Source organism: Pseudomonas sp. PA-1-3F (assembly GCF_021609665.1).
Classification (GTDB): Bacteria; Pseudomonadota; Gammaproteobacteria; order Pseudomonadales; family Pseudomonadaceae; genus Aquipseudomonas; species Aquipseudomonas paracarnis.
On record NZ_WJZD01000011.1, the window covers coordinates 27950 to 53980 of the forward strand.

A 26031-nucleotide genomic window follows, 5' to 3' on the forward strand; every position below is an offset into this window, starting at 1 on the left:
GAACAGAATCGACGTAAATTTATAAAGAACCCAATGGGTATTGCCATGCCGATTTGCACCATCGAGTCGATTGAAACTGTCATCGTCGACCTGCCCACCCTTCGCCCGCACAAGCTGGCGATGCACACGATGCAAAACCAGACCCTTGTCATCATTCGCCTGCGTTGCACCGACGGCATCGAAGGCATCGGTGAAGCCACCACCATCGGCGGCCTGAGCTACGGCAACGAGAGCCCCGACAGCATCAAGGTCAACATCGACTGTCACTTCGCGCCGCTGTTGATCGGCCAGGACGCGAGTAACGTCAACGCGGCGATGTTGCGCCTGGAGCGCAGTATTCGCGGCAACACCTTTGCCAAGTCCGGTATCGAAAGCGCCTTGCTCGACGCCCTCGGCAAACGCCTCGGGCTCCCGGTCAGCGAGCTGCTGGGCGGGCGTGTGCGTGATGCGTTGCCGGTGGCCTGGACCCTGGCCAGCGGAAATACCGAACAGGACATCAACGAGGCCGAGAAAATGCTCGACCTGCGCCGCCACCGTCTCTTCAAATTGAAGATCGGCGCGGGGGAGGTCAACCGCGACCTGGCCCATGTGATCGCGATCAAAAAAGCCCTGGGCGAGCGCGCCAGTGTGCGCGTCGACGTCAACCAGGCCTGGGATGAAGCCGTGGCCCTGCGGGCGTGCAAGGTGCTCGGCGACAACGGTATCGACCTGATCGAACAACCGATCTCGCGCAACAACCGTGGTGGTATGACTCGGCTCAACCTGTCGAGCCCGGTGCCGATCATGGCCGATGAGTCCATCGAGTGTGTCGAGGATGCATTCAACCTGGCCCGTGAAGGCTCGGCCACAGTGTTCGCCCTCAAGATCGCCAAGAACGGTGGCCCTCGCGCTGTATTGCGCACGGCGGCGATTGCCGAAGCGGCTGGCATCGGCCTGTACGGCGGCACCATGCTCGAAGGCGGCATTGGCACCCTGGCTTCGGCCCATGCCTTTCTCACGCTGAACACCCTGGCGTGGGGCACCGAATTGTTCGGCCCGCTGTTGCTCACCGAAGACATCCTCACCGAGCCACCGGTGTACCGCGATTTCCAGCTGCACGTTTCCAGCGCGCCGGGCCTGGGCCTGGCGCTCGATGAAGAGCGCCTGGCGTTCTTTCGCCGTGACAAACACTAAGAGGCCTCTGCCATGTTGTTCCACGTAAAAATGACCGTGAACCTGCCCCTCGACATGCACCCCGAGCGTGCCGCCAGCCTCAAGGCCGAGGAGAAAGCCTTGGCTCAGCGCCTGCAAGAGGAGGGCAAATGGCGCCACCTGTGGCGCATCGCCGGGCATTACGCCAACTACAGCGTGTTCGATGTCGACAGCGTGCAGGAGCTGCACGACCTGCTGATGCAACTGCCGTTGTTCCCCTACATGGCCATCGAAGTGAACGCGCTGTGCCGCCATCCGTCGTCGATCCATGCGGACGACCGCTGAGCCGGCTTCCACCTATAACTACAAGATGAGGAATGCACCATGTCCATCCGCCTGTCCCAGACTGCCCACGCCCAACAGTTTCTCGAAGAAGCCAGCGGTAATCTCAATGACGCGGGCAACCCGCGCACCAAGGCGCTGATCTATCGGATCCTGCGTGACACCGTGAACATCATCGAAGACCTGGAAGTGACCCCGGAAGAATTCTGGAAGGCGGTCAACTACCTCAATGAACTGGGCAAAAACCAGGAGGCCGGCCTGCTTGCCGCCGGCTTGGGCCTGGAGCATTACCTGGACCTGTTGATGGATGCCGCCGACGAGGAGGCCGGCAAGTCTGGCGGCACGCCGCGCACCATCGAAGGCCCGTTGTACGTGGCCGGTGCGCCGCTGTCCAAGTACGAGGCACGGCTGGATGACGGCAAGGACGACGCGGTGCCGTTGTTCATGCGCGGGCAAGTACGCGATACCGAGGGCAAGCCGTTGGCAGGGGCGATTGTCGATGTGTGGCAGGCCAACACGAGCGGGACCTATTCGTGGTTCGACCCGGCGCAATCGGAATTCAACCTGCGTCGGCGCATCGAGACCGACGCCCAGGGCAACTACCGTTTTCGCAGCATCGTACCTTCAGGCTACGGCTGCCCACCGAGCGGGCCGACGCAACAGTTGCTCGACCAACTGGGGCGCCACGGGCAACGGCCGGCGCATATTCACTTCTTCATCTCGGCACCTGGGCACCGGCATCTGACCACGCAGATCAACCTGTCGGATGACCCGTATCTGCATGATGACTTTGCCTATGCCACCCGGGATGAACTGATTGCCGAGATTCGCTTCAGCGACGATCCGCAACTGGCGCGCGAATTTGGCGTGCAAGGGCGGTTTGCGCAGATTGATTTTGACTTTGAGTTGCAGGTGGCGGATGCGCCAATAGAGCAGCAGCGCATGCAACGAGTCCGTGCTCTGGAAGACTGATCAACTCGGTCAACTGTGGGAGCTGGCTTGCAGTGGCTAGGGAGCTCCCACATTGGTTTTTTGGTGATCTAGTTATTTGCGCACGACCAGGTCCAACACCTCATCCCGGTCTTTGATCTTCTGCAGCACTATCTCCGAGCGGATATCCATCACCCCCGCCGTGCGGTTCAGGTGGTTCACGATAAAGTCCGAAAAGTGCTTGAGGTTGCGCGCCTGCACCCGCAGCACATAGTTGCTGGCGCCGGTGATCACATAGGCGCTCGCCACCTCCGGCCAGCCTTGCACCTTCTTGATGAACGTCTCATGCCAGTCCTCCACATCCTGGCGCAGCGACAGGTGCACGATGGCTTCCAGCTCGATTCCTAGCTGCTCGGCGTTCAGCACCGCGCGGTAACCGCTGATGATTCCCTCGCTCTCCAGCAGGCGCAAACGGCGCAGGCATGCGGACGGCGACAACGCGACTTTTTCCGCCAGTTCCTGGTTGCTGATGCGGCCGTCCTGTTGCAGGAAATGCAGGAGGCGCAGGTCGGTGGCGTCGAGAATCATGCTTGGAAGATATCCGCGTGTTTGGAGGTTAAATTCGAATTTTCTACAGCTTAAATAGACGTTTGCCCACCACTTTGCACGAAAATTCTCTAAAAGTTCGTTCATTATTTGGTCCATCCTCACTTATAAAAACCAGGACGACCCATGACCACTCGAAGCCATTGCCAAGCCCTCGACGCCCAGGACCCGTTGGCCCGCCTGCGTGCCCAATTCGCCTTGCCCGAAAGCGTGATCTACCTCGATGGCAACTCCCTCGGCGCTCGCCCGGTGGCGGCGCTGGAACGAGCACAACAGGTGATCGCCGAGGAGTGGGGCAATGGCTTGATTCGTAGCTGGAACAGCGCCGGCTGGGCGGATTTGTCCCTGCGCCTGGGCAATCGCCTGGCGCCATTGATTGGTGCGCGTGAGGGCGAGGTGGTGATCACCGATACCACCTCGATCAACCTGTTCAAAGTGCTCAGCGCCGCCTTGAGTGTGCAGCGCCAACGTACACCTGCGCGCAAGGTCATCGTCAGCGAAGCGAGCAACTTTCCCACCGACTTGTACATCGCCGAAGGCTTGGCCGAATTGCTGCAACAAGGCTATTCCCTGCGCCTGGTGAACAGCCCGGCCGAACTGCCCCAGGCCATTGATGCGGACGTGGCGGTGGTGATGCTCACCCACGTCAACTACAAGACCGGCTATATGTACGACATGGCGGCCCTGACCGCGCTGAGCCACGAGTGCGGCGCGCTGAGCATCTGGGACCTGGCGCATTCGGCGGGCGCGGTGCCTGTCGACCTGCATCAGGCCAATGCGGATTATGCGATTGGCTGCACCTACAAATACCTCAACGGCGGACCGGGCTCCCAGGCGTTTGTGTGGGTCAACCCGGCGTTGGTGGATGTGGTGCGCCAGCCGTTATCGGGTTGGTTCGGGCATACCCGGCAGTTCGCCATGGAGTCCACCTACGCCCCCAGCGCCGGCATTGCCCGCTACCTCTGTGGTACGCAGCCGATTACCTCGTTGGCCATGGTGGAATGTGGCCTGGAGATTTTTGCCCAGACCGACATGGTGCGCCTGCGGACTAAGTCCCTGGCCTTGACTGACCTGTTCATTGCGTTGGTCGAAAGTCGTTGCGCCGCCCACGGCCTGGAGCTGATCACCCCGCGTGAACACACCCGGCGCGGCAGCCACGTCAGCTTTGAACACCCCGAAGGTTACGCGGTGATCCAGGCCTTGATCGCCCGAGGCGTGATCGGCGATTACCGTGAGCCGCGGATCATGCGTTTTGGTTTCACGCCGTTGTACACCAGCTTTACCGAAGTGTGGGACGCCGTGGAAATTCTCGGTGAAATTCTCGATAACGCTACGTGGGACCAAGCGCAATTCAAAGTGCGCAACAGCGTTACTTAAGGGCAACACAGATCAAATGTGGGAGCTGGCTTGCCTGCGATAGCGTCGGTGCATTCACTACCGTTATCGCAGGCAAGCCAGCTCCCACAGGTTCAGCGTCAGCCACTATCACAATAATAAAGGGGCACACCAGTGACCACGCCAGACAACGGCTTTGCAGAAATTACCCACCGTGAACTGGGCCTGAGGCGCCAGCTCACTTCCGGCCAGATGAGCATGATCGCCATCGGTGGCGCCATCGGCACCGGGCTGTTCATGGGCAGCGCCTACGCCATCGGTTATGCCGGGCCGAGCGTGCTGGTGAGCTACGCCATCGGCGCGTTGATCACCTTGCTGCTGATGGGCTGCCTGGCGGAGATGACGGTGGCCCATTCCACCTCCGGCTCCTTTGGCGCTTACGCCGAGTTCTACATCAGCCCGTTGGCCGGGTTCCTGGTGCGCTATGCCTACTGGGCGGCGATTGTGCTGGCGGTGGGGGCCGAGGTCACGGCGGTGGCTATGTACATGAAGTACTGGTTCGCCAACGTGCCGGAGTGGGTGTGGATCGTGTCGTTTTCCAGTGTGCTGATCCTGCTCAATGCGATCAGCGTGAAGACCTTCGGCAACTTCGAATACTGGTTCTCGACGATCAAGATCAGCGCCATTGTCGGTTTCATCATCCTGGCGGTGTATGTGGTGTTCGGCTCCGGTAACCCTGACTACGGGGTGCAGAACTACACGGCCCACGACGGCTTTTTCCCCCATGGCTTGAGTGGCATGTGGATCGCGGTGATCGTGTCGATCTTCAGCTACCTCAGTGTCGAGATGATCGCCGTGGCCGCCGGTGAAGCCGCCGACCCGGAGCAGGCAGTGAAGAAAGCCTTCCGCGCTACCATCGTGCGGCTGGTGGTGTTCTATCTGCTGACCCTGGCGCTGATGCTCGCCATCGTACCGTGGAACCAGGCCGGCCAGGCCCAGAGCCCGTTTGTCACAGTGATGCAGACCATCGGCATTCCTGGTGCCACCGGGGTGATGAATTTCGTGATCCTGATCGCGGCGCTGTCGGCCATGAACAGTCAGCTCTACATCACCACGCGCATGATGTTCAGCCTGTCGCGCGCTGGTTTTGCGCCCAAGTCCATGGGCGCGCTGAGCAAGAACGGCATCCCGCTCAACGCATTGCTGCTGTCCAGTTCGGGCATTGCCCTGGCGACGTTGCTCAACGTGGTGTACCCGGAAAGTTCGTTCACCCTGATGATGGCGATCTCGATGTTTGGTGCAATCTTCACCTGGTTCATGATCTTCCTCACTCACCTGTTTTTCCGCCGCTATCGCAAGCGTCATGGCGGGGCGAAGTTGTCGTTCCAGTTGCGCCTGTTTCCCTACAGCACGTTGCTGGGGTTGGTGCTGATGGGGGCGGTGATGATCACCACCTATTTCACCGAAGCGTTCAAGATGACGTTGGTGTTTGGCGTGCCGTTCCTGCTGATCTTGTCGGCGGTTTACTACACCTTCTTCCACAAACGCGCATCATCTGTAGGAGCGAGCTTGCTCGCGAAGAACCCGAGAGCGCCGCGTTAAACCTGATAGCTCGCGTTATCGTTGGCGATCTTCGCGAGCGAGCTCGCTCCTACAAGGGGGGGCGGTGAGCGCAGCGAGTAATGTGCTGACGTAACCGGGCAGTTGCTCGAACGAGCGTGCGCATAACAACAGTTTGCGGCAGGCCCATTCTTCTTGCAGGGGGTGGGCTTTGAAGCGCCGTGCAGGTGGCCAACGGTCCAAGGCGGCCTGAGGCACGATGCCCAGGCCCGCGCCGCCGGAGACCATGCGAATCACCCCATCAAAACCGTCGGCGCGAATGCGCGTCTGCAAGCGAAAGCCAGCGTGCAGTGCCTGTTCTTCCAGGTAAACCGCCAACGCGCTATTGGCCCCCAGGCCCACGTAGTCGTATTGCAAGCTCTCGATAAAACTCGCGCTGGTCAACGGGTGGTCCAGGGGCATGATCAGCACCAGCGGGTCGTCGCGAAACGCCAGGGTCTGCAAGCCGTGGGTGTCTACCGCATCGGAAATAATCCCCAGCTCGGCGGTGCCCTGGCGCAAGGCGTGGGTGATGCGCAGGCTGGGCAACTCTTGCAGGTCGATATCGAGGTTGGGGTGCTCGCGCAAAAACTGCGCGAGCAGTTCAGGCAGGTACTCGCTGAGGGCGGTGGTATTGCACAGCAGGCGTACCTGGCCTTTGACGCCATTGGCGTATTCGGCCAGGTCTTGCTGCAGATGGTCGGCCTGCTGCAACAGCAGGCGAGCATGCCGGGCCAGGGCTTTGCCCGCGGGTGTTGGGGTTACGCCACGGCGGCCGCGCTCGAGAAACGCGATGCCCAGTGAAGACTCCATGGCTCGGATGCGTGCGCTGGCGGCAGCCAGGGACAGGTGGCTGCGGGCCGCGCCGGCGGTGATATTGCCGGTGTCCAGGATGTGCAGGTAGAGGCGCAGGTCGATGAGGTCAAAGTGCATGAAGTTTCCCGGTGACTGGAAGGGCCTCATCGCAGGCAAGCCAGCTCCCACCCTTGAATGTATTCACAATTCCAAATGTGGGAGCTGGCTTGCCTGCGATAGCGTCATCAGCCTCACGCAAAACAAGAGGCTACCTCAGTATATGGCGAATTTTCAGCCACTCTCCAGCCCTGCACAATCGGTGCATGAATACCTTCCTCGCGTTCTACCAAAACCTCGGCCCCGCCCTGACGGCGCTGGTCATTACTACCTTCCTGCTGGCCGGTACGGTGAAGGGCGTCATCGGCCTGGGCTTGCCCACTGTAGCCATGGGCATGCTTGGCCTGGCTATGCTGCCGGCGCAGGCTGCGGTATTGCTGATCATTCCTTCGACGGTGACCAACCTGTGGCAACTGTCCTTTGGCGGGCACTTGGGTGCCTTGCTCAAACGCCTGTGGCCGATGCTGTTGCTGATCTTCCTCGGCACCGGGCTGGGCACCTTGTGGCTGGGCATGGGTAGCGGACCTTGGGTGGTGCGTGCCCTGGGCGCGGCTTTACTGGTGTATGCGCTCAGCGGGTTATTCCGGCCAACCTTCAAGGTTGCGCCTCGAACCGAGCGCTGGCTGGGCCCCTTGTGCGGGGTGATCACCGGCATCATTACCTCGGCCACCGGTGTCTTCGTGATCCCGGCGGTGCCGTACCTGCAAGCGCTGGGCTTGAGCCGTGACCAGTTGGTGCAGGCGCTGGGGCTGTCGTTCACCGTGTCGACGTTGGCACTTGCCGCCGGGCTGGCCTGGCGCGGGGCACTGGGCGGCGGTGAAATGGGCGCGTCATTGCTGGCGTTGGTGCCGGCATTGCTAGGGATGTGGCTGGGTCAGGTGGTGCGCCGACGCATTAGTGCGCTGTGGTTCAAACGTGGATTTTTCACCGGCATGGCGTTGCTGGGAGGCCATTTGTTGCTGGCTGGTTAATAATGAGCGGGCACGTGTCAGCCGATAAATGAAGGACCGCCCGTGAAAGCCCGTTCCGATGAGCTACAGATCTTCGTCAGCGTGATTGAATGCGGCTCGATTTCGGCCGCCGCCGAAAAGGTCGGGCAAACGCCATCGGCAGTCAGCCGCACCTTGTCGCGCCTGGAAGCCAAGCTCGACACCACCTTGATCAACCGCACCACGCGGCGCATGGACCTGACCGAAGAGGGCAAGTACTTCTTCGAGCAGGCCAAGCTGATCCTTGCGCAGATGGATGAGCTGGAAGAGCGCCTGTCATCGCGCCAGAAAAAACCGGCCGGCCGCCTGCGTATCAATGCCGCCGTGCCGTTCATGCTGCATGGGGTCGTGCCGTATATCGCCGAATTTCGCAGCCTTTACCCGGATATCCAGTTGGAGCTCAACAGCGATGATTTGATCATCGACCTGCTAGAGCAAAGCACCGACATCGCCATTCGCATCGGCGCCCTTGCCGACTCGACCCTGCATGCGCGTTTCCTGGGCAGCACGCCGCTGCATGTCCTGGCCAGCCCCGGCTACCTCAAGCAATACGGCACGCCGACGACCGTTGCCGAGTTGGCTGATCACACCTTGCTGGGCTTCACCCACACCGAGACTCTCAACCACTGGCCGCTGCGTCACGGCGAAGGTGACCGCTGGCTGATTCAGCCCAGCGTCAGCGCCTCCAGTGGCGAAACCGTGCGCCAGTTAGCGCTGCAGGGGCAGGGCATTTGTTGCCTGTCGAATTTCATGACCGTCGCTGACATCGACGCCGGCCGCCTGGTGCCCATGTTGGAGGCGTTCAACAGCGGTTATCGCCAGCCGATCCACGCGGTGTTCTATCGCAACTCGCAATTGGCACTACGCATCCAGTGCTTCCTGGACTTTATTCAGGCCAAGCTGGCGCGGTATGCGCGCTGATTCGTGATCTGAGCGCAAGAGTGAATTGGGCCGCACGGGCTTATTCGGCAGCCGTGGGGGCTGGATACTGGGCGCATCACTTACCCAGTCAGGAGCAACCTCCATGAATGTATTCGTTACCGGTGCAGCAGGGTTTATCGGCGGTTCGATCGCCACCGGCCTGGTCAACGCCGGCCATCACGTCACCGGCCTGGTGCGCAGCGCCGAACAAGCCGCTGAACTGACCGCGCTGGGCATCACGCCGGTGATCGGCACCCTCGACGACGCAGCCGTGTTGACGGCGCAGGCGCAGAAGGCCGATGCGGTGATCAACGCCGCCAGCAGCGACCATCGCGGTGCCGTAGAAACCTTGCTGGCTGCCTTGAAAGGCTCAAACAAGCCGTTCCTGCACACCAGCGGTTCGAGCATCGTCGGCGATGCGTCGGGCGGCAAGGCCAGTGAAGTCATCTACTTTGAAGACAACCTGCCAGAGCCGACCGTCGACAAGGCCGCACGCGTGGCGATCGACAACCTTATCCTTGCGGCGGCCAATGACGGTGTGAATTCGGCGGTGATCTGCAACACCCTGATCTACGGCCACAGCCTGGGCGTGAAGCGTGACAGCGTGCAATTGCCGCGCTTGCTCAAGCAGGCGCGCAAAAGCGGGGTAGTGCGCCATGTGGGCAGCGGGCAGAACATCTGGTCCAACGTGCATATTGAAGATGTGGTCGCCCTGTATCTGCTGGCGCTGACCAAAAACGTCCCGGGTACTTTCTACTTTGTGGAAAGCAGCGAAGCAGCATTCATCGACATGACCACGGCGATTGCCCAAGCGCTGAACCTGGGTAAACCACAGGATTGGTCATTGGCCGAGGCTGAGGCCGAGTGGGGGTATGAAATGGCCAACTATGGCTTGGGCTCCAATAGCCGAGTGCGCGGCAAGCACGCTCGTGAGCTGTTGGGTTGGGTGCCCAAGCGTACTTCGGTGGTGGAGTGGATTCGCAACGAGATGGTGTGATGTTCGCTTAGCACCGCGGTGCGGCCTTCGCGAGCAAGCCCGCTCCCACATTTGAATCTATTCACAGATCCAAATGTGGGAGCGGGCTTGTTCGCGAAAGGGGCGACTCGGTATATCGGACCTGACACTTCACTAGCCCCACCCGCCGCAATTCCGTACCATTCCCCGCCTTATCCCCCGCAATTCCCTGGTACTCCATGAACCTCACCCGTCTGCGCGCCGACGCCCTGGCCGGCCTCACCACGTCTTTCGCCTTGCTGCCCGAATGCATCGCCTTTGCGCTGGTGGCTCATCTCAACCCGCTGATGGGCCTCTACGGTGCTTTCATCATTTGCACCCTCACCGCGTTGTTCGGCGGCCGCCCGGGCATGGTCTCGGGCGCCGCCGGTTCGATGGCGGTGGTGATCGTCGCGCTGGTGGTGCAACACGGCGTGGAGTATTTGCTGGCGACGGTACTGCTGGGCGGGTTGATCATGGTCGCTTTCGGCCTGCTGCGCCTGGGCAAGCTGGTGCGCATGGTGCCGCATTCGGTGATGCTCGGCTTCGTCAACGGCCTGGCGATCATCATTGCGCTGGCGCAACTGGAGCATTTCAAGAGCGGTGAAACCTGGCTCAGCGGCACGCCGTTGTACGTGATGGCCGGGTTGGTGGCGGCAACCATGGCCATTGTGTATCTGTTGCCTCGTCTGACCCGTGCTGTACCGCCCGCGCTGGTGGCGATTCTCGGTGTGGGCCTGGCGGTGTACCTGCTTGGCCTGCCGACCCGCACCTTGGGCGATATGGCGCACATCGCCGGTGGCTTGCCGACTTTCGCCCTGCCGCAGATCCCCTGGATCCTGGAAACCCTCGGTATCATTGCGCCCTACGCGTTTTTGATGGCGATGGTTGGCCTGTTGGAAACCTTGCTGACCCTCAACCTCACCGACGAAATCACCGAGACCCGTGGTTATCCTGACCGCGAAAGCGTGGCCCTGGGCGCGGCGAATATGGTCTCGGGCCTGTTTGGCGGCATGGGGGGGTGCGCGATGATCGGGCAAACCGTGATCAACCTCAGCTCCGGCGGGCGTGGGCGCTTCTCCGGGGTGTTTGCTGGGGTGATGATTCTATTGTTCATTCTGTTTCTGTCGCCACTGATCGAGCGGATCCCGCTGGCGGCGTTGGTGGGCGTGATGTTCGTGGTGTCGCAACAGACCTTCGCCTGGGCGTCGTTGCGGGTGATCAACAAGGTGCCGCTCAATGATGTGCTGGTGATCATGGCGGTGACGATCATTACGGTGTTCACCGATCTGGCCACCGCCGTACTGTGCGGTATCGTCATCGCCGCGCTGAACTTCGCCTGGCAGCAGGCGCGGGAACTGTACGCCGATGAACACCTGGAGGCCGATGGCAGCAAGCTCTATCGGCTGCATGGTACGTTGTTCTTCGCCTCGACCACGCCGTTTTTGAATCAGTTCGACCCGGCCAACGACCCGGCCCAGGTCACACTGGATTGCCGTCACCTGAGCTTTGTCGACTATTCGGCGATTGCCGCCCTGATGACCCTGCGCGAGCGCTACACCAAGGCTGGCAAGCACCTGCGGGTGCTGCATTTATCCGAGCGCTGCAAAAAACTGCTCAAGCGCGCCAAGGTTCATCACGACTGATTGAGCCCCTGTGGCGAGGGAGCTTGCTCCCGCTGGAGTGCGAAGCGCTCCCAAGATTTTGGGGCCGCTGCGCAGCCCAGCGGGAGCAAGCTCCCTCGCCACAGGGGGGAGCTGTAGCAGTTACGGGCCGACCAGGTCTTCGAGTTCCTGGGCGCGGGTCTGGGTCATGTCCAGCACGCAGCCTGAGCCGTTTACCTGATCAATCGTGCCGCCGGTGGCGCTGCCTGCGAAGGCGCAGTTGGCGTCGCGGTATTTGATCCACAGGCGCTGCACGTCTTGCAGTTGCTGTTTGCGCGGCCCTTCCTGGGCGGCGAGGGCGGTTTTGTAGGCGCGGTTCAGGCGGTCGTCCTGCACCTTGGTTTGCCTGGCGTTGCAATTGACCATGTCGGCGGTGGTATTGGCGCTGTCCATGCATTTTTTCAAGGCAGGGTTGTCGGCGGCATAAGCGCTGCTGCACAAGAGCAGGACGCTGGCGGCAATTGTGGTGCGAATCATGAGCGGGTTCCTGGGCAATGGATGCGCATTCTATGACTCAAGGGCAGCGACTGAGTTTCCGCCTTCTCTGATCTTCATGTAAGAACACCCCCCGAATTTTCATCCACCCATGTCGGGCATATCCCCAAGCGACAGCGCTTATCCGTGGGCGAAAATTACTTTCATGAAAATTGAAAATGCTCCTCGGGAATGATTTATGAGTTTCACAACCAATTCGACGTGACCCTTTCCGAGGAGTACCGCATGGCCGCATCACCGGGCTTCGGGCTGTTGGCATACGCTGCCATCGCCATCATTGCATTGATCGTGCTGATCGCACGCTACCGACTCAACCCCTTTATCGTGATTACCCTGGTGTCCATCGGCCTGGCGCTGATGGCCGGGATGCCGGCGGACACCATCATGGGCTCGTACGAGGCGGGTGTCGGCAAGACCCTGGGGCATATCGCCCTGGTGGTGGCGCTGGGCACCATGCTCGGCAAGATGATGGCCGAGTCGGGCGGCGCCGAACAGGTGGCGCGCACGCTGATCAACCGCTTCGGTGAGCGCAATGCCCACTGGGCGATGGTGTGTATCGCGTTCCTGGTGGGGCTGCCGCTGTTTTTCGAGGTCGGCTTTGTACTGCTGGTGCCGATTGCCTTTACCGTGGCGCGACGCGTGGGCGTGTCGATCCTGATGGTCGGGCTGCCGATGGTCGCCGGCCTGTCGGTGGTGCATGCGTTGGTGCCGCCGCACCCGGCGGCGATGATGGCGGTGCTGGCCTATAACGCCTCGGTCGGGCAGACGGTGCTGTATGCGATCCTGATTGGCATCCCCACGGCGATCATTGCCGGGCCCGTCTACGCCAAGTTCATCGTGCCGCACATTCAGTTGCCGGCGGAGAACCCGCTGGAGCGTCAGTTCATCGAGCGTGAACCGCGTACACGCCTGCCCAGCTTTGCGCTGACCATGGGCACCATCCTGTTGCCGGTGGTGTTGATGATGATCGGCGGCTGGGCCAACGTGATCTCTACGCCGGGCAGCGGTTTCAACCAGTTCCTGTTGTTTATCGGCAACTCGGTGATCGCCCTGTTGGTGGCGACCCTGGTGAGTTTCTGGACCTTGGGCCTGGCCCAGGGCTTTAACCGGGAGTCGATACTCAAATTCACCAACGAATGCCTGGCGCCGACCGCCAGCATTACCTTGCTGGTGGGCGCGGGCGGTGGTTTGAATCGCATCCTGGTGGACGCCGGCGTGACCAATGAAATCCTCGGCCTGGCCCATGCGTTTCACTTGTCGCCGCTGGTAATGGGCTGGCTGTTCGCGGCGTTGATGCGTATCGCCACGGGCTCGGCCACGGTTGCCATGACCACCGCGTCCGGGGTGGTCGCGCCGGTCGCCTTGGGCCTGGGTTATCCACACCCTGAATTGTTGGTGCTGGCGACTGGTGCGGGCTCGGTGATCTTTTCCCACGTGAACGACGGCGGCTTCTGGCTGATCAAGGAATACTTCAATATGACGGTCATCCAGACCTTCAAGACCTGGACCGTACTCGAGACCCTGATTTCGCTGGTCGCCTTCGGCCTGACCTACGGTCTGTCCCTTGTGTTATGAGCCTGTAACCCGGAGCCCCCATGGACATCCTCTATCAGATCCGCGCCCGCCAGGACGCTTTCAGTGCCGGCGAAGGGCGTATTGCCAAGCTGATGCTTGAGGATGTGGGCTTTGCCGCGTCCGCCAGCCTGGAGGAACTGTCGCAACGGGCTGAGGTGAGTACCGCCACCTTGTCACGCTTCGCCCGCAGCGTGGGCTGCCGTGACTTGCGCGATTTGCGCCTGCAGTTGGCCCAAGCCAGCGGCGTGGGCAGCCGCTTCCTGGACCCGGCGGGCAAGCCAGAACAGTCAGCGTTTCATCGGCAGATTCTGGGGGATATCGAGGCGACGTTGCGTCAGCACCTTTCGGGCTTCAATCAGCGCAGCTTTGGCGATGCGGTCACCCTGCTGGGCAAGGCGCGGATGATCCATGCGTTCGGCATGGGCGGGCCGTCGAGCCTGTGCAGCGATGAGTTGCAGGTGCGCCTGGTGCGTCTGGGCTATCCGATTGCCGCCAGTCACGACCCTGTGATGATGCGTGTCACGGCGGCGACCCTGGGGCCCGAACATGCCGTGATCGCCTGCTCACTCACGGGCCTGACCCCGGAGTTACTGGAGGTAGTGACGCTGGCGCGCAACTACGACGCGCGGATCATTGCCATCACCCTTGCCGATTCGCCGCTGGCGCAGTTGGCGGATGTCGTGCTGCCGCTGCAATCGGCGGAAACCAGTTTTATCTACAAGCCCACTGCGGCCCGCTACGGCATGCTGCTGGCTATCGACCTGCTCGCCACCGAGTTGGCGCTGGCCCTGCCGGACGACAACCAGGAACGCCTGCGCCGGATCAAACTGGCGCTGGACGATTACCGCGGCGGCCCTGGTAGCCTGCCGCTTGGAGATTGATATGAAGTACGACACGCTGATTCGCCAGGCGCTGATCATCGATGGCAGTAACACCCCAGGGTATGTCGCCGATGTGGGCGTGCAGGCAGGGCGCATCCGTACGATTGGCGACTTGTCCACAGCCCAGGCCGAGCAGATCATCGACGGCCATGGCCGGGTATTGGCACCGGGTTTTATCGACGTGCACACCCACGACGACACGGTAGTGATTCGCCAGCCGCAGATGCTGCCCAAGCTCAGCCAGGGCGTGACCACGGTGATTGTCGGCAACTGTGGTATCAGCGCTTCGCCGGTCAGTTTGCGCAGCGACCCGCCGGACCCGATGAACTTATTGGGCAACCGTGAGCAGTTCTGTTATCCGCGGTTCAGCGATTATCGCAACGCGGTGCAGGGCGCCCATCCGGCAGTGAACGTCGCGGCATTGATCGGTCACACGGCGCTGCGCAGCAACCATATGGACGACCTGCATCGCACCGCCACACCGTATGAAATCGCGGCCATGCGCGTGCAGTTGCAAGAGAGCCTGGAGGCCGGTGCCCTGGGGTTATCCACAGGCCTGGCCTACGCCAGCGCCTTCAACGCCAAGACCGATGAAGTGCTGCAGCTCGTTGAGGAGCTGACGGCCTACGGCGCGGTGTACACCACGCATTTGCGCAGTGAGTTCGAACCAGTGCTGGAAGCAATGGATGAGGCGTTTCTGATCGGTCGACACGCCAGGGTGCCGGTGATCATTTCCCACCTTAAATGCGCCGGTGCCGGTAACTGGGGGCGCAGCCCGCAGCTGTTGGCGGCCCTGGAAGCAGCGGCAAAAGATCATCCGGTGGGTTGTGATTGCTACCCCTATGCCGCCAGCTCCTCGACCCTGGACCTCAAGCAGGTGACTGACGCGTTTCGCATCACCATCACTTGGTCCACGCCGCACCCGCAAATGGGCGGGCGTGATTTGCAGGAGATTGCCGCCCAGTGGGGCGTTTCGCTGATGGATGCCGCCCGCCGTTTGCAACCTGCGGGGGCGGTGTACTACGGCATGGATGAGGCGGATGTACGGCGCATTCTTGCGCACCCATTGTCGATGGTGGGGTCGGATGGGTTGCCTGAAGATCCGTTTCCTCATCCGCGCTTGTGGGGCGCTTTCCCACGGGTGCTAGGGCATTTCAGCCGGGATGTCGGATTGTTCCCGTTGTACACGGCGATACACAAAATGACCGGGCTGTCGGCGGCGCGTTTCGGCTTGGCCCAAAGAGGAGAAATTCGCGAGGGGCACTGGGCTGACCTGGTGCTCTTCGACCCTGCGCGGGTGCGTGACATGGCGGATTTCAAGACGCCTCAGCGTGCGGCCGAAGGGATTGAGCGAGTGTGGGTAAACGGCGTCTTGAGCTACAGCGGAGGGCAGGCGAATACACGGCGTGCGGGTCGTTTTCTGGCGCGCAGCGGTGATTTGCGCCGAGGTTTTCAGCTTGGTGCGCGGGATGCGATCTGACAGTGCTCGGCCCGATAGCGTGTCTGAATATGGCCAATCAGCGCTTACAAAAAGCTAATTGATTGCAAAGGACGGCTCTCTAGCATGTGCAGGTCTTATTACGGAGAGCCTGTATGAACACTCAGCCTGTAAGCCCCAGCCAACTCGCTAACCGGGCCGGCAACGCCGTCATTTCATCTACCGTCACGTCGCCTGACGCCGCGGTGAATGAGGGCGTCGATGCGATGTCGGCGTTCCCTTTTCCGCGTGACACGATCAAAGGCTGGATCCAGGAAAAAGTCTGGAACCTGACCAATCAATGGATCGACCCCGACAAGGTATACCTGCATCAGTTTTCTCCTGCCAACAGTATCCACACTGGCAGCGCCGTGACCGGGTGGGAACATCGCGGAGTTCCCGAGTCGTCCATGACGCTGACCGATGCCGTGGCCAGTGATTTTTTCTCGGCGGAACGCTACGGCACGGCCGGCAAGGCTCAGGCGCTGGCGCATTTCGTGTCTTCGAATACCAGCCCGTTTTCGTTGCTGGACAGCGAAAGTGTGCCGGATTTTTTCAGCCGGCTGGGCAAGTTCATTTTCGACCGGACGTGGCCGGGATACCTCTACTCGAAAATTCACGATGACGTGCCCAACGCCGTGGAGACCTGGCGTGATCTGGACGCCGCCTATGGCCTGTACCTGGATGGGCCGGGAAAGGGCACCTACGACGCCGGCAACCAACTGCGCATGAAGCCCAGCGAGTTGTTGAACCTGGTACGTGAGGGGGACCTGCAGAAAAAGGTGATGACCAGGCTGGACAATTTTTGGATGCAGCACGGCGACGAGTGGCGGATGCTGGCCAAGCAACAGTTCGTGATGGAGGCCCGGGCCGCGCGCGCCCTCAACCAACAAGACTCCAGCCAGGGCCTGAGCCCGCAGGCTTATGCCGAGGTGATGAAAGCGGCGGCGTCAGGTGTACCGCTCGAGGGGCCGATGTCCAAGGCCCAGTTACAGGCGCAGACGACGCCGGGTCCGGACACCAGGGTGTTTTGCTTCGATATCAATGGTTATAAGTCCAATGACATCCTGCGCTTCATCTCCAAGAGTGGTACCGAAACCCTCTATGTCCCCGGCGCAAAACCCGCGATCCAGACTTTCAAGGACCGAGCCGCCGTGGACCAGTGGGTGCTCGAACAAAGCAAGGACCCCGCCAAAGCCAAGGTGCTGGAGGAACATTTCTCGCTGCGTGATCGTCAGCAGGGCGTGTTTGGCGCCCTGAGTGCCAACGGCGTGGACGTCACCCTGGCCAGGCTGGGTGCAGGCACCCAGGCAGCGAATGACAGTGTTATCGATACTTTGAATTATCCAATCGGCGGGGACGTGTTTTCCTTCATGGCCAGCCAGACACGCCAACGCATCGACAATGATGCAGACACCGAAATGAAATCCAACGCCGAAGTGCGCAAGGACGACGCACTGGCTCTGTTGCAAGCCGGCAACGCGATATTCTCCATCCCCATGGCCTTGCTCGGGCCTATTGGTCTGGCGCTTGGCGCCGTCTCTTACACTGCACAGGTAGGAATGGAAATCGACCAGGCCGTGGAGGGTGACACTCAGGCCGAGCGCAAGAATGGGCTGCATTCGGCGGTGATGGACGTCGCGACGATGGCTTTTTTTCACGCCCTCGGCAAAGCCGGTCCTTCCACGGCCGACCCTTCTGTCGAGTCCGGCGCTCAACCGGCGACGGCGCAAAAACCGTTTTTCAACTATCGCCGCGTGAACGGGCAGATCGGTGTGCTGATGAGTCCGACCGAACCTGCGCGGCTACCCGAAAAACCAGCAAACGGGTTGAATCCTGCGTGGGACCCATCCATGGAGATTTACCTGCAAGGGGGGGCCAAGCGTCCCTCAGTGCAGCCCCGTTATGAGATCGTCGAGGAGGGCCCGTCTACGGCGAAGAAGCCCAAACTCGAGGACTCGGAAAACGAACTGTCGGAGAATGAGGAGTCGCCGTCTTCGGTGGTTTCCGATGCCACGTCCTCCGGGGATTACGAGCCGTACGACGATAGCAACGTGCTCAAGGTCAATCCGTTCAAGGCCGGTGTCCAGGTGCCTGATGGTGGGTATTTCAACAGTCGAGGCATGATTGAACGTACCGATATACCCAAGTTGTACCGCGTCGAAAAGGCGGATCGCGTAGAGCGTCGCGGTGATCCGGCAAATTATGGTTTCCGGGACTCAAACTTCTTTTCCGGGCCTGCAAAAATGATGGACGGCAATGTCGTGATGGCGTCTCGCTCAAAGGCGGCGGCGATACATTTTGGTGATGCTGCACTCGGCGGCAAGTACCACCTTTACGAAATCGACAGTCGCGGTGTTCCCGTCGTCTCTTTCAACGAAAATATCGAGGTAAACCCGCAGTTCGTCGAGGCTCGCCAGTGTGTGGCGCCTGGCACCATCGAGCGGATGCGCAAGTCGGGCCACTTGAATCAGTTTGAAGAAAGTTCCTATGAGTTCGATGAAGTGCATGTGGACAATGATCAACTGTCGAGCGCAAGGATCAGGGAAATTCACCATCATTGAGCGTGTTCACTTTGAGCGCTTGCTGAGCTAGGGTGGTCGCTCGCCAGCAACGAGCGACCGGCACTTGGAGAGTTATATGCACTTAGGAAAAGTCACCCCCATCCTGCGGATTTTCGACGAGGCCAAGGCGTTGGAGTTCTACGTCGATTTCCTGGGGTTCAAGGTCGATTGGCAGCATCGCTTCGAGGCGAATTTTCCGTTGTACGTGCAAGTGTCGCTGGGGGAGTGTGTGCTGCACTTGTCCGAGCATCATGGCGATGCTTCGCCAGGGGCGGCTGTGCGGGTCCAGGCCCAAGGGGTCGATGCGTATCAGCAGCAATTGCTGGGCAAGGAATACCGGTATGCCAAGCCTGGGGTTGAAGACACGCCGTGGGGGACGCGGGAGATGAGCATCAGAGACCCGTTTGGGAATCGGTTGGTGTTTGTTGAGGAGAGCGAGGGCTGATTCTCCCATTGGGCTGTTCGCAGGTAAGGCCCTTGTGGCGAGGGAGCTTGCTCCCTCGCCACCATGGTTGTGGTGCTACACCCGGAAATGACTGACCATCTGCTGCAACTGGCTACCCAGGCGTGCCAGTTCAACACTCGATTTGGCTGTCTCATCACTGGCCGTAGCGGTCTGCTCAGACACGTCACGCACGTTCACGATACTGCGGCTGATCTCTTCCGCCACGGCGCTCTGTTGTTCGGCGGCTGCGGCAATCTGCTGGTTCATCGACTGGATATTCGACACGGTGCGGGTGATGTTTTCCAAGGATACCCCGGCCTTGCGCGTCAGTTCGACGCTGCTGTCGGTGAGGCTGCGGCTGTTGTTCATCACGCTGGCGACTTGTTGGGTGCCGTTCTGTAAGCCGGCCACCAGGCCTTCGATTTCCTCGGTGGACTTCTGTGTACGCTGCGCCAGGCCACGCACTTCGTCGGCGACCACGGCAAAGCCTCGACCAGCTTCCCCGGCACGCGCAGCTTCAATGGCGGCGTTAAGTGCCAGCAGGTTGGTCTGTTCGGCCACGGCCTTGATCACGTCCATCACGCTGCCGATCTTGTTGCTCTCTTGTTGCAGGTGCGTCATGGCGTCGGTGGAGCGCGCCACTTCGGCCGCCAGGCGTTCGATCTGGGCGATGGCTTCAGCCACCACTTTATCTCCTTCGCGGGCCTGGCCGTCAGCGTCGGAAGCGGCTTGGGAAGCCTGTTCGGCATTGCGCGCAACTTCCTGCACGGTGGCGGTCATTTCATGCATGGCGGTGGCGACCTGATCGGTCTCGATCTTCTGGCTGTTCACGCCGGCGCTGGTCTGCTCGGTCACCGCTGACAATTCTTCGGCGGCGCTGGCGATCTGAGTGACGCCGTCGCGAATGCCGCTGATCAGCTCGCGCAGGGTGGTGCCCATGCGCTGGATGCCTTGCTGCAACACGCCCAGTTCGTCACGACGGGTCACCTGGATGTTGTGGCTCAGGTCGCCCGAAGCGATGCGCTCCACCACGGCCAGGGTGTCCTGGATCGGGCGGGTGATCTGGCGGGTGATCACCCACGCGGCAATCACGCCGACCAACAGGGCCAGCAAGGTGCTGATCAGTTGCAGGCTGCGGGCCTGGGTGCTTTCGGCGTCGCGACGTTCCAGTTGGATGTCGTACAGCTTGTCGCTGATCGTCACGATGTCGGCGCCCTGGGTGGTCATTTCGGCACGGGCGGTGACGATATTGGCATTGGCCGCCTTGTAGCTCTGCACGGCGCTGCGATAGGCGCCTAGCGCGGTTTCCAGTGCGGACAATGCGCTTTGCTGGCCAGTACCGAAGGCAACGCTGAGGCCTTTCAAACCGGCGACAGCTTTTTCCAGCTGTGTAGCCGCGCGGGCTTCGGTTTCTGCGTTGGGGCTATTGGTATAGCCGCGCACTTCGTAGCGAGCCTGCATGAATTCGTTCTTGGCCTGGGTCACGGCCAGGAACTGCGTGAAGCGTTCCGGGCTGTCGGATGACTGCTGCACACTGGTTTCCAGCGCATTGATTTGCGCGTTCGCAATGTCGGCCTTGGCGCCCATGACATCGCGCGCAGCGTTGCCATTGCGGTAGGCCTCGCGCATTTTGTTCAGGGACTGGCGGTAAGCGGTAATGACGGCTTTCTGCTCATTGAGCAGCTTGAGGTTTTCCGGGCTCTTGAAGCTGTCGAGCAGCTTCTGTTGCTGGGCGGCGAAGGCATCGAGGCTGGTCTGCACGTTCTGCGCCACAGCTTCGTCGCCATTGGCCAGCATGTATTGCAAGCGCACGATACGCAGCTTGGTCAGCGAGGCATTGAGCTGGGTGATGTCGCTCATCCAATTGCTACGGTCGATCAAGCCGCCCAGGCTGGTCCAGCCAGTGAGTGCCAGGATCGAGGTGAGGACCAGCACCAGGCCGAAGCCCAGGCCGAGTTTGAGATTGACGCTGATGTTACCGAACCAGCTGTTCATCGAAAGCTCCTTGAAGAGTGATGTCTGTCTGCTGGACGGTGTGTTTTTGTTTGAGCCAGCCAAGATGTGTAGGGCTGTATCGGCGGGAAAGGATGATTCTGAAATACTTTTATTGTTCGTCGACGAAGGGTCGCCGGCACGCAACGGCGATGCCGGGGTGGGGCTGATCACGGCCCGCTCATGTGTGCTAGTCTGCGGGCCCTTTTAGTTCTGGGCGGCGCGGGAAACCGTGGCGTCCTACAGCGGAGCCTCTTCATGTCCGAAGTTAATCTGTCCACCGACGAAACCCGCGTCAGCTACGGTATCGGCCGTCAGTTGGGCGACCAACTGCGCGACAACCCGCCACCGGGCGTCAGCCTGGACGCGATCCTGGCCGGCCTGACCGACGCATTCGCAGGCTCGCCAAGCCGTGTTGACCAAGAACAAATGGCGGCCAGCTTCAAGGTGATCCGCGAAATCATGCAAGCCGAAGCCGCTGCCAAGGCCGAAGCTGCAGCGGGCGCTGGCCTGGCTTTCCTGGCAGAAAACGCCAAGCGTGATGGCATCACCACCCTGGCTTCCGGCCTGCAATTTGAAGTGCTGACGGCCGGTACCGGCGCCAAGCCGACCCGTGAAGACCAAGTGCGTACTCACTACCACGGCACCCTGATCGACGGCACTGTGTTCGACAGCTCCTACGAGCGCGGCCAGCCTGCAGAATTCCCGGTGGGTGGCGTGATCGCCGGCTGGACCGAAGCCCTGCAACTGATGAATGCCGGCAGCAAATGGCGCCTGTACGTGCCGAGCGAACTGGCTTACGGCGCTCAAGGCGTTGGCAGCATCCCGCCGCACAGCGTTCTGGTATTCGACGTCGAGCTGCTCGACGTTCTGTAAGGCCTGCTGGTTACCTGTTGGGACGAACGCGTTCGCCCCAACAGGTATTTGCCAGTTTCTTCATGGATGGAACTTGCCATTCAAGTCGGTCGCCGGGCGCAACGCTCGTGCATAGCAGAACAGAAACAGATTCCTCACCACTTCCTTCAGCACCCCAGGCTCACTGGAACTCAGGCCATTCACGTCCAGATCGCCTTGGTCCTGCAGCTCGTTCAGCGCTTCTTCCTCAAGCACCGCACAGACTTCACCGGTTTCCCGATGCAGGATTCGCAGGTAAGGGTGGGGGCGATCCAGCCAGGCATCTATCAAATAAGTCATGGTCGTTCTCCTTGATGGGTTTCAATGAGAATAATTCTTATTCGTAGAATAGCAAGCGTCTATTGGCAATTTCTGGGTTTTTCTGTGTGGGTATTGCGTTCGATCAACGCAGAGGGCGAAACGCCATCCCGCGGCGGGCGCGGGATGGAATGCAGCAGGTTCAGACTTTGCGCACGAACTCGGACTTGAGTTTCATCGGGCCGATCCCGTCGATCTTGCAGTCGATATCGTGGTCGCCGTCGCACAGGCGGATGTTCTTGACCTTGGTGCCGACCTTGACCACCAGGGAAGTGCCCTTGACTTTGAGGTCCTTGATCACGGTGATGGTGTCGCCATCCTGCAGGACGTTGCCCACAGAGTCTTTCTTCACGGTCTCATCGCCGACCACTTCGGCCTCGCCGTTGGCGGACCACTCATGGGCGCATTCCGGGCAGACCAGTTGGGCGCCGTCTTCGTAGGTGTATTCGGAATTGCATTTTGGGCAGGGTGGCAACGTGCTCACTAAAGCTCCTAGAAAGTCAGGGATGGCTAAAAGTCGCACATTATATAGGGTTTTAAACGCGGGTGGGGTTGGACTCGTCCTAATGTGGGAGCTGGCTTGCCTGCGATAGCGGCAGTGAATTCACTCCCGTCATCGCAGGCAAGCCAGCTCCCACATTAAACAGCGCGGAATCAGTGAGTACGGGCGACCGCAAACTCACTCAGCTCGACCAGGGCATCCCGGTATTCACTGGCCGGCAGCGCTTCCAGGCATGTGATCGCCCGCGCCACGTAGTCACGCGCCAGTTGCGCGGTGTACTCCAGGGAGCCCGAGGCTTCTACGGCGGCACGGATGGCTTCCAGGTCTTCGATCCCGCCTTTCTGGATCGCCTTGCGCACCAGGGCAGCCTGTTCCGGCGTGCCTTCGCGCATGGTGTAGATCAGCGGCAAGGTCGGCTTGCCCTCGGCCAGGTCGTCACCGACGTTCTTGCCCAGGGTTTCAGCGTCGCCCTTGTAGTCGAGCAGGTCATCCACCAGTTGGAACGCCACGCCTAGGTGATCACCGAACGTGCGCAGGGCCTCGGCCTGTTCGGCTGTGGCGCCACACAGCGCGGCGGCACTGTGGGTAGAGGCTTCGAAGAGCATCGCGGTTTTGCCGCGAATCACTTCCATATAGGTTTCTTCAGTGGTGCTGGCATCGCGGACTTTGGACAGTTGCAACACTTCGCCTTCGGCGATGATGCGTGTGGCCTGTGAAAGAATCTTCATCACGGGCATCGAGCCCAGCTCGACCATCATTTCGAACGAGCGCGAATACAGGAAGTCGCCCACCAGCACGCTGGGCGCATTGCCCCACATCGCGTTTGCGGTCTCGCGACCACGGCGCATGCCGGACATGTCGACCACGTCGTCATGCAGCAGGGTGGCGGTGTGCAGGAATTCGATCGTGGCGGCCAGTAGGCGAAGGTCATCGCCTTGACGGCCCAGGGCCTTGCCGCACAGCAACACTAATAAAGGACGCAGGCGTTTGCCGCCCGCCGACGTAATGTAGTCGCCAATTTTGGAGACCAGCGGCACTTTAGACGTCAGCTGCTGCTTGATGATGCCGTCGACGGCGCTAAAATCGTCCGCGACCGCGCGGTAGAAAGCTTGGGGTTGCATCAGCGACAGTCGCTCCAGAAGGGTTGCGCGGCATGCTAGGACCCTGACCCCCGGGTGTCAAGGCGCGATAGACGGCCCCTTGCAAGCCTCCCATAGCTTGCGTACAATCGCGCACCCTGAACTTCCTGGGCAGCACCTGCCTTACGCAATTGCATTCGGGACGTCCATCCCATGCAGCCATGCCAGCCAATACCTCTTCTTATAAAGCGCTGGGTGAGCAGGATTATCGGAGAAATACCATGTCGTACGCAGTAATTGTTACTGGTGGCAAGCAATACAAAGTCGCCCCAGGTGAATACCTGAAGATCGAGAAACTGGAAGTCGCTACTGGCGAATCCGTTACTTTTGATCGCGTTCTGTTGGTCGCCAATGGCGATGACGTGAACATCGGCGCTCCAGTTGTTGCTGGCGCTACCGTTGTGGCTGAAGTGATCTCCCAAGGTCGTCACGATAAAGTCCGCATCATCAAGTTCCGTCGTCGTAAGCACCACATGAAGCGTATGGGCCACCGCCAGTGGTACACCGAGATCAAAATCACCGGTATTCAGGCTTAATTTCAGCCTAATTCCTCACTAGGAGAATTGACTCATGGCACACAAAAAAGCTGGTGGTAGTACCCGTAACGGTCGCGACTCAGAAGCCAAACGCCTTGGCGTGAAGATGTATGGCGGCCAGAAAATCATTCCGGGCAACATCATCGTGCGTCAGCGCGGTACCCAATTCCACGCCGGTTACGGTGTTGGCATGGGTAAAGATCACACCCTCTTCGCTAAAATCGAAGGCGTGATCAAGTTCGAAGTAAAGGGCGCGTTCAACCGCCGTTACGTGAGCGTTGTCGCAGCTTAATTGCGAGATCGCTGGAAAAGCCCTGTCTTGCGACGGGGCTTTTTCGTTTGTGGAGTGAGTCTCTTGCAAAGCTGTTTGTGATGAGCTCAGGCGCAGGTTTGCGGTCGCTGATTGAGGTCGCTGCGCTCATTTTTGCAAGAGTCTTATGTCTTGGTTTCTTAAGCTCGTCCATGCGGCGAGAGGCGTTTTGTTATGAAGTTCGTTGATGAAGTTTCCATCCGAGTAAAAGCAGGCGACGGCGGTAACGGTTGCATGAGTTTCCGTCGCGAAAAATTCATCGAAAACGGTGGTCCAAACGGCGGTGACGGCGGTGACGGCGGTTCCATCTACATGATGGCCGACGAAAACCTCAACACCCTGGTCGACTACCGTTACACCCGGCACTTCGATGCCGAGCGTGGCTCCAACGGCGGCAGCACCGACTGCACCGGTAAAAAAGGTGAAGATCTGGTACTGCGCGTACCGGTCGGCACCACGATCATCGACTCTGCGACCCAGGAAGTGATTGGCGACCTGACCAAGGCCGGCCAGAAGCTGATGGTTGTGCAGGGCGGTTGGCACGGTCTGGGTAACACCCGATTCAAGTCCAGTACCAACCGTGCACCGCGCCAGACCACGCCGGGCAAACCGGGCGAGCAGCGCGACCTGAAGCTGGAAATGAAAGTACTTGCCGACGTGGGCCTGTTGGGCCTGCCGAACGCCGGTAAAAGTACCTTCATCCGCTCGGTATCGGCCGCCAAGCCGAAAGTCGCCGACTACCCGTTCACCACCCTGGTGCCAAACCTGGGCGTGGTCAGCGTCGACCGCTGGAAAAGCTTCGTGGTTGCCGACATTCCCGGCTTGATCGAAGGCGCTTCCGACGGTGCTGGCCTGGGCATCCGCTTCCTCAAGCACTTGTCCCGCACCCGTTTGCTGCTGCACCTCGTCGACATGGCGCCGCTGGATGACACCAGTGCCGCCGATGCTGCCGAAGTCATCGTCAGCGAACTGACCAAGTTCAGCCCGGCCCTGGCCGAGCGCGATCGCTGGTTGGTACTGAACAAGTGCGACCAGATTCTTGAAGAAGAGCACGAAGAGCGCGTCAAGGAGATCGTTGATCGCCTGGAGTGGGAAGGTCCGGTCTACGTCATCTCGGCCATCGCCAAAGAAGGCACCGAGCGCCTGACCCGCGACATCATGCGTTACCTGGAAGACCGTGCCGACCGCCTGGCGGCCGACCCGGTGTACAAGGCCGAACTCGCCGAACTCGACCAGCAGATCGAAGACGAAGCCCGCGCCCAGTTGCAGGCCCTGGACGACCAGCGTGCTCTGCGCCGCAGCGGCGTGAAGTCGGTCCACGACATCGGCGACGATGATTGGGACGAAGAAGACGTGGATGATGAAGACGGTCCGGAAATCATTTACGTGCGTGACTGATCCGTTGCGATAAACTTGAACGCCGCTCTCTGGAGCGGCGTTTTGGTATCCGGGTATAACGTTATGGGCAGCGCTGGGTCGC

At 60.4% G+C, this 26031-nt stretch carries 25 protein-coding genes and 1 pseudogene; 18 read left to right on the forward strand and 8 right to left on the reverse strand.

Features of this window, described 5'->3' with window-relative positions; translation table 11 throughout:
• The first annotated feature begins 45 nt into the window (after window positions 1-45).
• From GIV26_RS09635 to catA, 3 genes are read left to right on the forward strand one after another with little or no spacing between them, the layout of a single operon-like run.
• Window positions 46-1173 carry a muconate cycloisomerase family protein gene (locus GIV26_RS09635; protein ID WP_034128800.1) on the forward strand — a complete coding sequence of 376 codons (1128 nt, stop codon included), beginning with the start codon at window positions 46-48 and terminating at the stop codon, window positions 1171-1173.
• 12 nt (window positions 1174-1185) lie between these two features.
• Window positions 1186-1476 carry a muconolactone Delta-isomerase gene (catC, locus tag GIV26_RS09640; RefSeq protein ID WP_054921514.1) on the forward strand — a complete coding sequence of 97 codons (291 nt, stop codon included), beginning with the start codon at window positions 1186-1188 and terminating at the stop codon, window positions 1474-1476.
• A gap of 39 nt (window positions 1477-1515) precedes the next feature.
• Window positions 1516-2445, forward strand: a complete 930-nt coding sequence (gene catA / locus GIV26_RS09645) for a catechol 1,2-dioxygenase (protein WP_236280265.1) — start codon at window positions 1516-1518, stop codon at window positions 2443-2445.
• A gap of 72 nt (window positions 2446-2517) precedes the next feature.
• Here the strand turns inward: catA and GIV26_RS09650 are convergent, their stop codons facing one another.
• Window positions 2518-2991 (reverse strand): Lrp/AsnC family transcriptional regulator, encoded by a 474-nt coding sequence (locus GIV26_RS09650; RefSeq protein WP_003176072.1) that lies wholly within the window; start codon window positions 2989-2991, stop codon window positions 2518-2520.
• Between the two features lie 144 nt (window positions 2992-3135).
• Between GIV26_RS09650 and kynU the strand changes: the two genes are divergently transcribed.
• Entirely contained in the window at window positions 3136-4386 is a 1251-nt protein-coding gene (gene kynU / locus GIV26_RS09655) for a kynureninase (protein WP_236280267.1), read from the forward strand.
• A gap of 132 nt (window positions 4387-4518) precedes the next feature.
• The gene (locus GIV26_RS09660; RefSeq protein WP_054921523.1) at window positions 4519-5946 is read left to right on the forward strand and encodes an amino acid permease; all 1428 of its coding nucleotides are present in this window, start codon (window positions 4519-4521) and stop codon (window positions 5944-5946) included.
• A 15-nt stretch (window positions 5947-5961) separates the two neighbouring features.
• Here GIV26_RS09660 and GIV26_RS09665 read toward each other — a convergent pair whose 3' ends face one another.
• Window positions 5962-6876 carry a LysR substrate-binding domain-containing protein gene (locus GIV26_RS09665; RefSeq protein ID WP_236280269.1) on the reverse strand — a complete coding sequence of 305 codons (915 nt, stop codon included), beginning with the start codon at window positions 6874-6876 and terminating at the stop codon, window positions 5962-5964.
• Between the two features lie 185 nt (window positions 6877-7061).
• Here GIV26_RS09665 and GIV26_RS09670 point away from each other — a divergent pair, with 185 nt between their 5' ends.
• From GIV26_RS09670 to GIV26_RS09685, 4 genes are all read left to right on the forward strand, one after another.
• A complete protein-coding gene (locus GIV26_RS09670; protein ID WP_236280270.1) occupies window positions 7062-7826 on the forward strand; it encodes a sulfite exporter TauE/SafE family protein in 765 nt (254 codons plus the stop codon).
• 42 nt (window positions 7827-7868) lie between these two features.
• Entirely contained in the window at window positions 7869-8765 is an 897-nt protein-coding gene (locus GIV26_RS09675) for a LysR family transcriptional regulator (RefSeq protein ID WP_197901466.1), read from the forward strand.
• A 103-nt stretch (window positions 8766-8868) separates the two neighbouring features.
• Window positions 8869-9762, forward strand: coding sequence for an NAD-dependent epimerase/dehydratase family protein (locus GIV26_RS09680; RefSeq protein ID WP_236280272.1), 894 nt, complete (start codon window positions 8869-8871; stop codon window positions 9760-9762).
• Window positions 9763-9959: 197 nt separating this feature from the next.
• Complete coding sequence (locus GIV26_RS09685) at window positions 9960-11405, forward strand: SulP family inorganic anion transporter (RefSeq protein WP_057975040.1); 1446 nt, start codon at window positions 9960-9962, stop codon at window positions 11403-11405.
• 120 nt (window positions 11406-11525) lie between these two features.
• Here GIV26_RS09685 and GIV26_RS09690 read toward each other — a convergent pair whose 3' ends face one another.
• Window positions 11526-11900, reverse strand: a complete 375-nt coding sequence (locus GIV26_RS09690; RefSeq protein ID WP_054896984.1) for a lysozyme inhibitor LprI family protein — start codon at window positions 11898-11900, stop codon at window positions 11526-11528.
• A 243-nt stretch (window positions 11901-12143) separates the two neighbouring features.
• Here GIV26_RS09690 and GIV26_RS09695 point away from each other — a divergent pair, with 243 nt between their 5' ends.
• From GIV26_RS09695 to GIV26_RS09715, 5 genes are all read left to right on the forward strand, one after another.
• Complete coding sequence (locus GIV26_RS09695; RefSeq protein WP_236280274.1) at window positions 12144-13493, forward strand: GntT/GntP/DsdX family permease; 1350 nt, start codon at window positions 12144-12146, stop codon at window positions 13491-13493.
• 20 nt (window positions 13494-13513) lie between these two features.
• Window positions 13514-14374 (forward strand): MurR/RpiR family transcriptional regulator, encoded by an 861-nt coding sequence (locus GIV26_RS09700; RefSeq protein WP_236280283.1) that lies wholly within the window; start codon window positions 13514-13516, stop codon window positions 14372-14374.
• A gap of 1 nt (window position 14375) precedes the next feature.
• A complete protein-coding gene (locus tag GIV26_RS09705) occupies window positions 14376-15854 on the forward strand; it encodes an N-acyl-D-amino-acid deacylase family protein (protein WP_236280285.1) in 1479 nt (492 codons plus the stop codon).
• Between the two features lie 113 nt (window positions 15855-15967).
• Window positions 15968-18415 carry a dermonecrotic toxin domain-containing protein gene (locus GIV26_RS09710; RefSeq protein WP_236280291.1) on the forward strand — a complete coding sequence of 816 codons (2448 nt, stop codon included), beginning with the start codon at window positions 15968-15970 and terminating at the stop codon, window positions 18413-18415.
• A 76-nt stretch (window positions 18416-18491) separates the two neighbouring features.
• A complete protein-coding gene (locus GIV26_RS09715) occupies window positions 18492-18860 on the forward strand; it encodes a glyoxalase superfamily protein (RefSeq protein ID WP_054896979.1) in 369 nt (122 codons plus the stop codon).
• Between the two features lie 75 nt (window positions 18861-18935).
• Here the strand turns inward: GIV26_RS09715 and GIV26_RS27345 are convergent, their stop codons facing one another.
• On the reverse strand, window positions 18936-19799 hold the full coding sequence (locus GIV26_RS27345) for a methyl-accepting chemotaxis protein (protein ID WP_370706066.1): 864 nt from the start codon (window positions 19797-19799) through the stop codon (window positions 18936-18938).
• 39 nt (window positions 19800-19838) lie between these two features.
• Window positions 19839-20855, reverse strand: a pseudogene (locus GIV26_RS27350) (methyl-accepting chemotaxis protein); the annotation flags it as partial.
• Window positions 20856-21110: 255 nt separating this feature from the next.
• Between GIV26_RS27350 and GIV26_RS09725 the strand changes: the two are divergent.
• A complete protein-coding gene (locus tag GIV26_RS09725) occupies window positions 21111-21728 on the forward strand; it encodes an FKBP-type peptidyl-prolyl cis-trans isomerase (RefSeq protein ID WP_034128752.1) in 618 nt (205 codons plus the stop codon).
• A 60-nt stretch (window positions 21729-21788) separates the two neighbouring features.
• On the opposite strand, the gene GIV26_RS09730 is transcribed toward GIV26_RS09725, so the two are convergent.
• From GIV26_RS09730 to GIV26_RS09740, 3 genes are all read right to left on the reverse strand, one after another.
• The gene (locus GIV26_RS09730) at window positions 21789-22046 is read right to left on the reverse strand and encodes a PA4570 family protein (RefSeq protein ID WP_005791321.1); all 258 of its coding nucleotides are present in this window, start codon (window positions 22044-22046) and stop codon (window positions 21789-21791) included.
• Between the two features lie 160 nt (window positions 22047-22206).
• Window positions 22207-22548: a zinc ribbon domain-containing protein YjdM gene (locus GIV26_RS09735; RefSeq protein ID WP_034128750.1), complete on the reverse strand. Its 342-nt coding sequence runs from the start codon at window positions 22546-22548 to the stop codon at window positions 22207-22209.
• 170 nt (window positions 22549-22718) lie between these two features.
• A complete protein-coding gene (locus GIV26_RS09740; RefSeq protein ID WP_003194086.1) occupies window positions 22719-23687 on the reverse strand; it encodes a polyprenyl synthetase family protein in 969 nt (322 codons plus the stop codon).
• 239 nt (window positions 23688-23926) lie between these two features.
• Between GIV26_RS09740 and rplU the strand changes: the two genes are divergently transcribed.
• The 3 genes from rplU to cgtA all read left to right on the forward strand — a co-directional run bounded on the left by rplU (window position 23927) and on the right by cgtA (window position 25949).
• A complete protein-coding gene (rplU, locus tag GIV26_RS09745) occupies window positions 23927-24241 on the forward strand; it encodes a 50S ribosomal protein L21 (RefSeq protein ID WP_007950961.1) in 315 nt (104 codons plus the stop codon).
• Window positions 24242-24275: 34 nt separating this feature from the next.
• Window positions 24276-24533 (forward strand): 50S ribosomal protein L27, encoded by a 258-nt coding sequence (gene rpmA, locus GIV26_RS09750; RefSeq protein ID WP_003176049.1) that lies wholly within the window; start codon window positions 24276-24278, stop codon window positions 24531-24533.
• 192 nt (window positions 24534-24725) lie between these two features.
• Window positions 24726-25949: an Obg family GTPase CgtA gene (cgtA, locus tag GIV26_RS09755; RefSeq protein ID WP_003194084.1), complete on the forward strand. Its 1224-nt coding sequence runs from the start codon at window positions 24726-24728 to the stop codon at window positions 25947-25949.
• Window positions 25950-26031 lie beyond the last annotated feature (82 nt).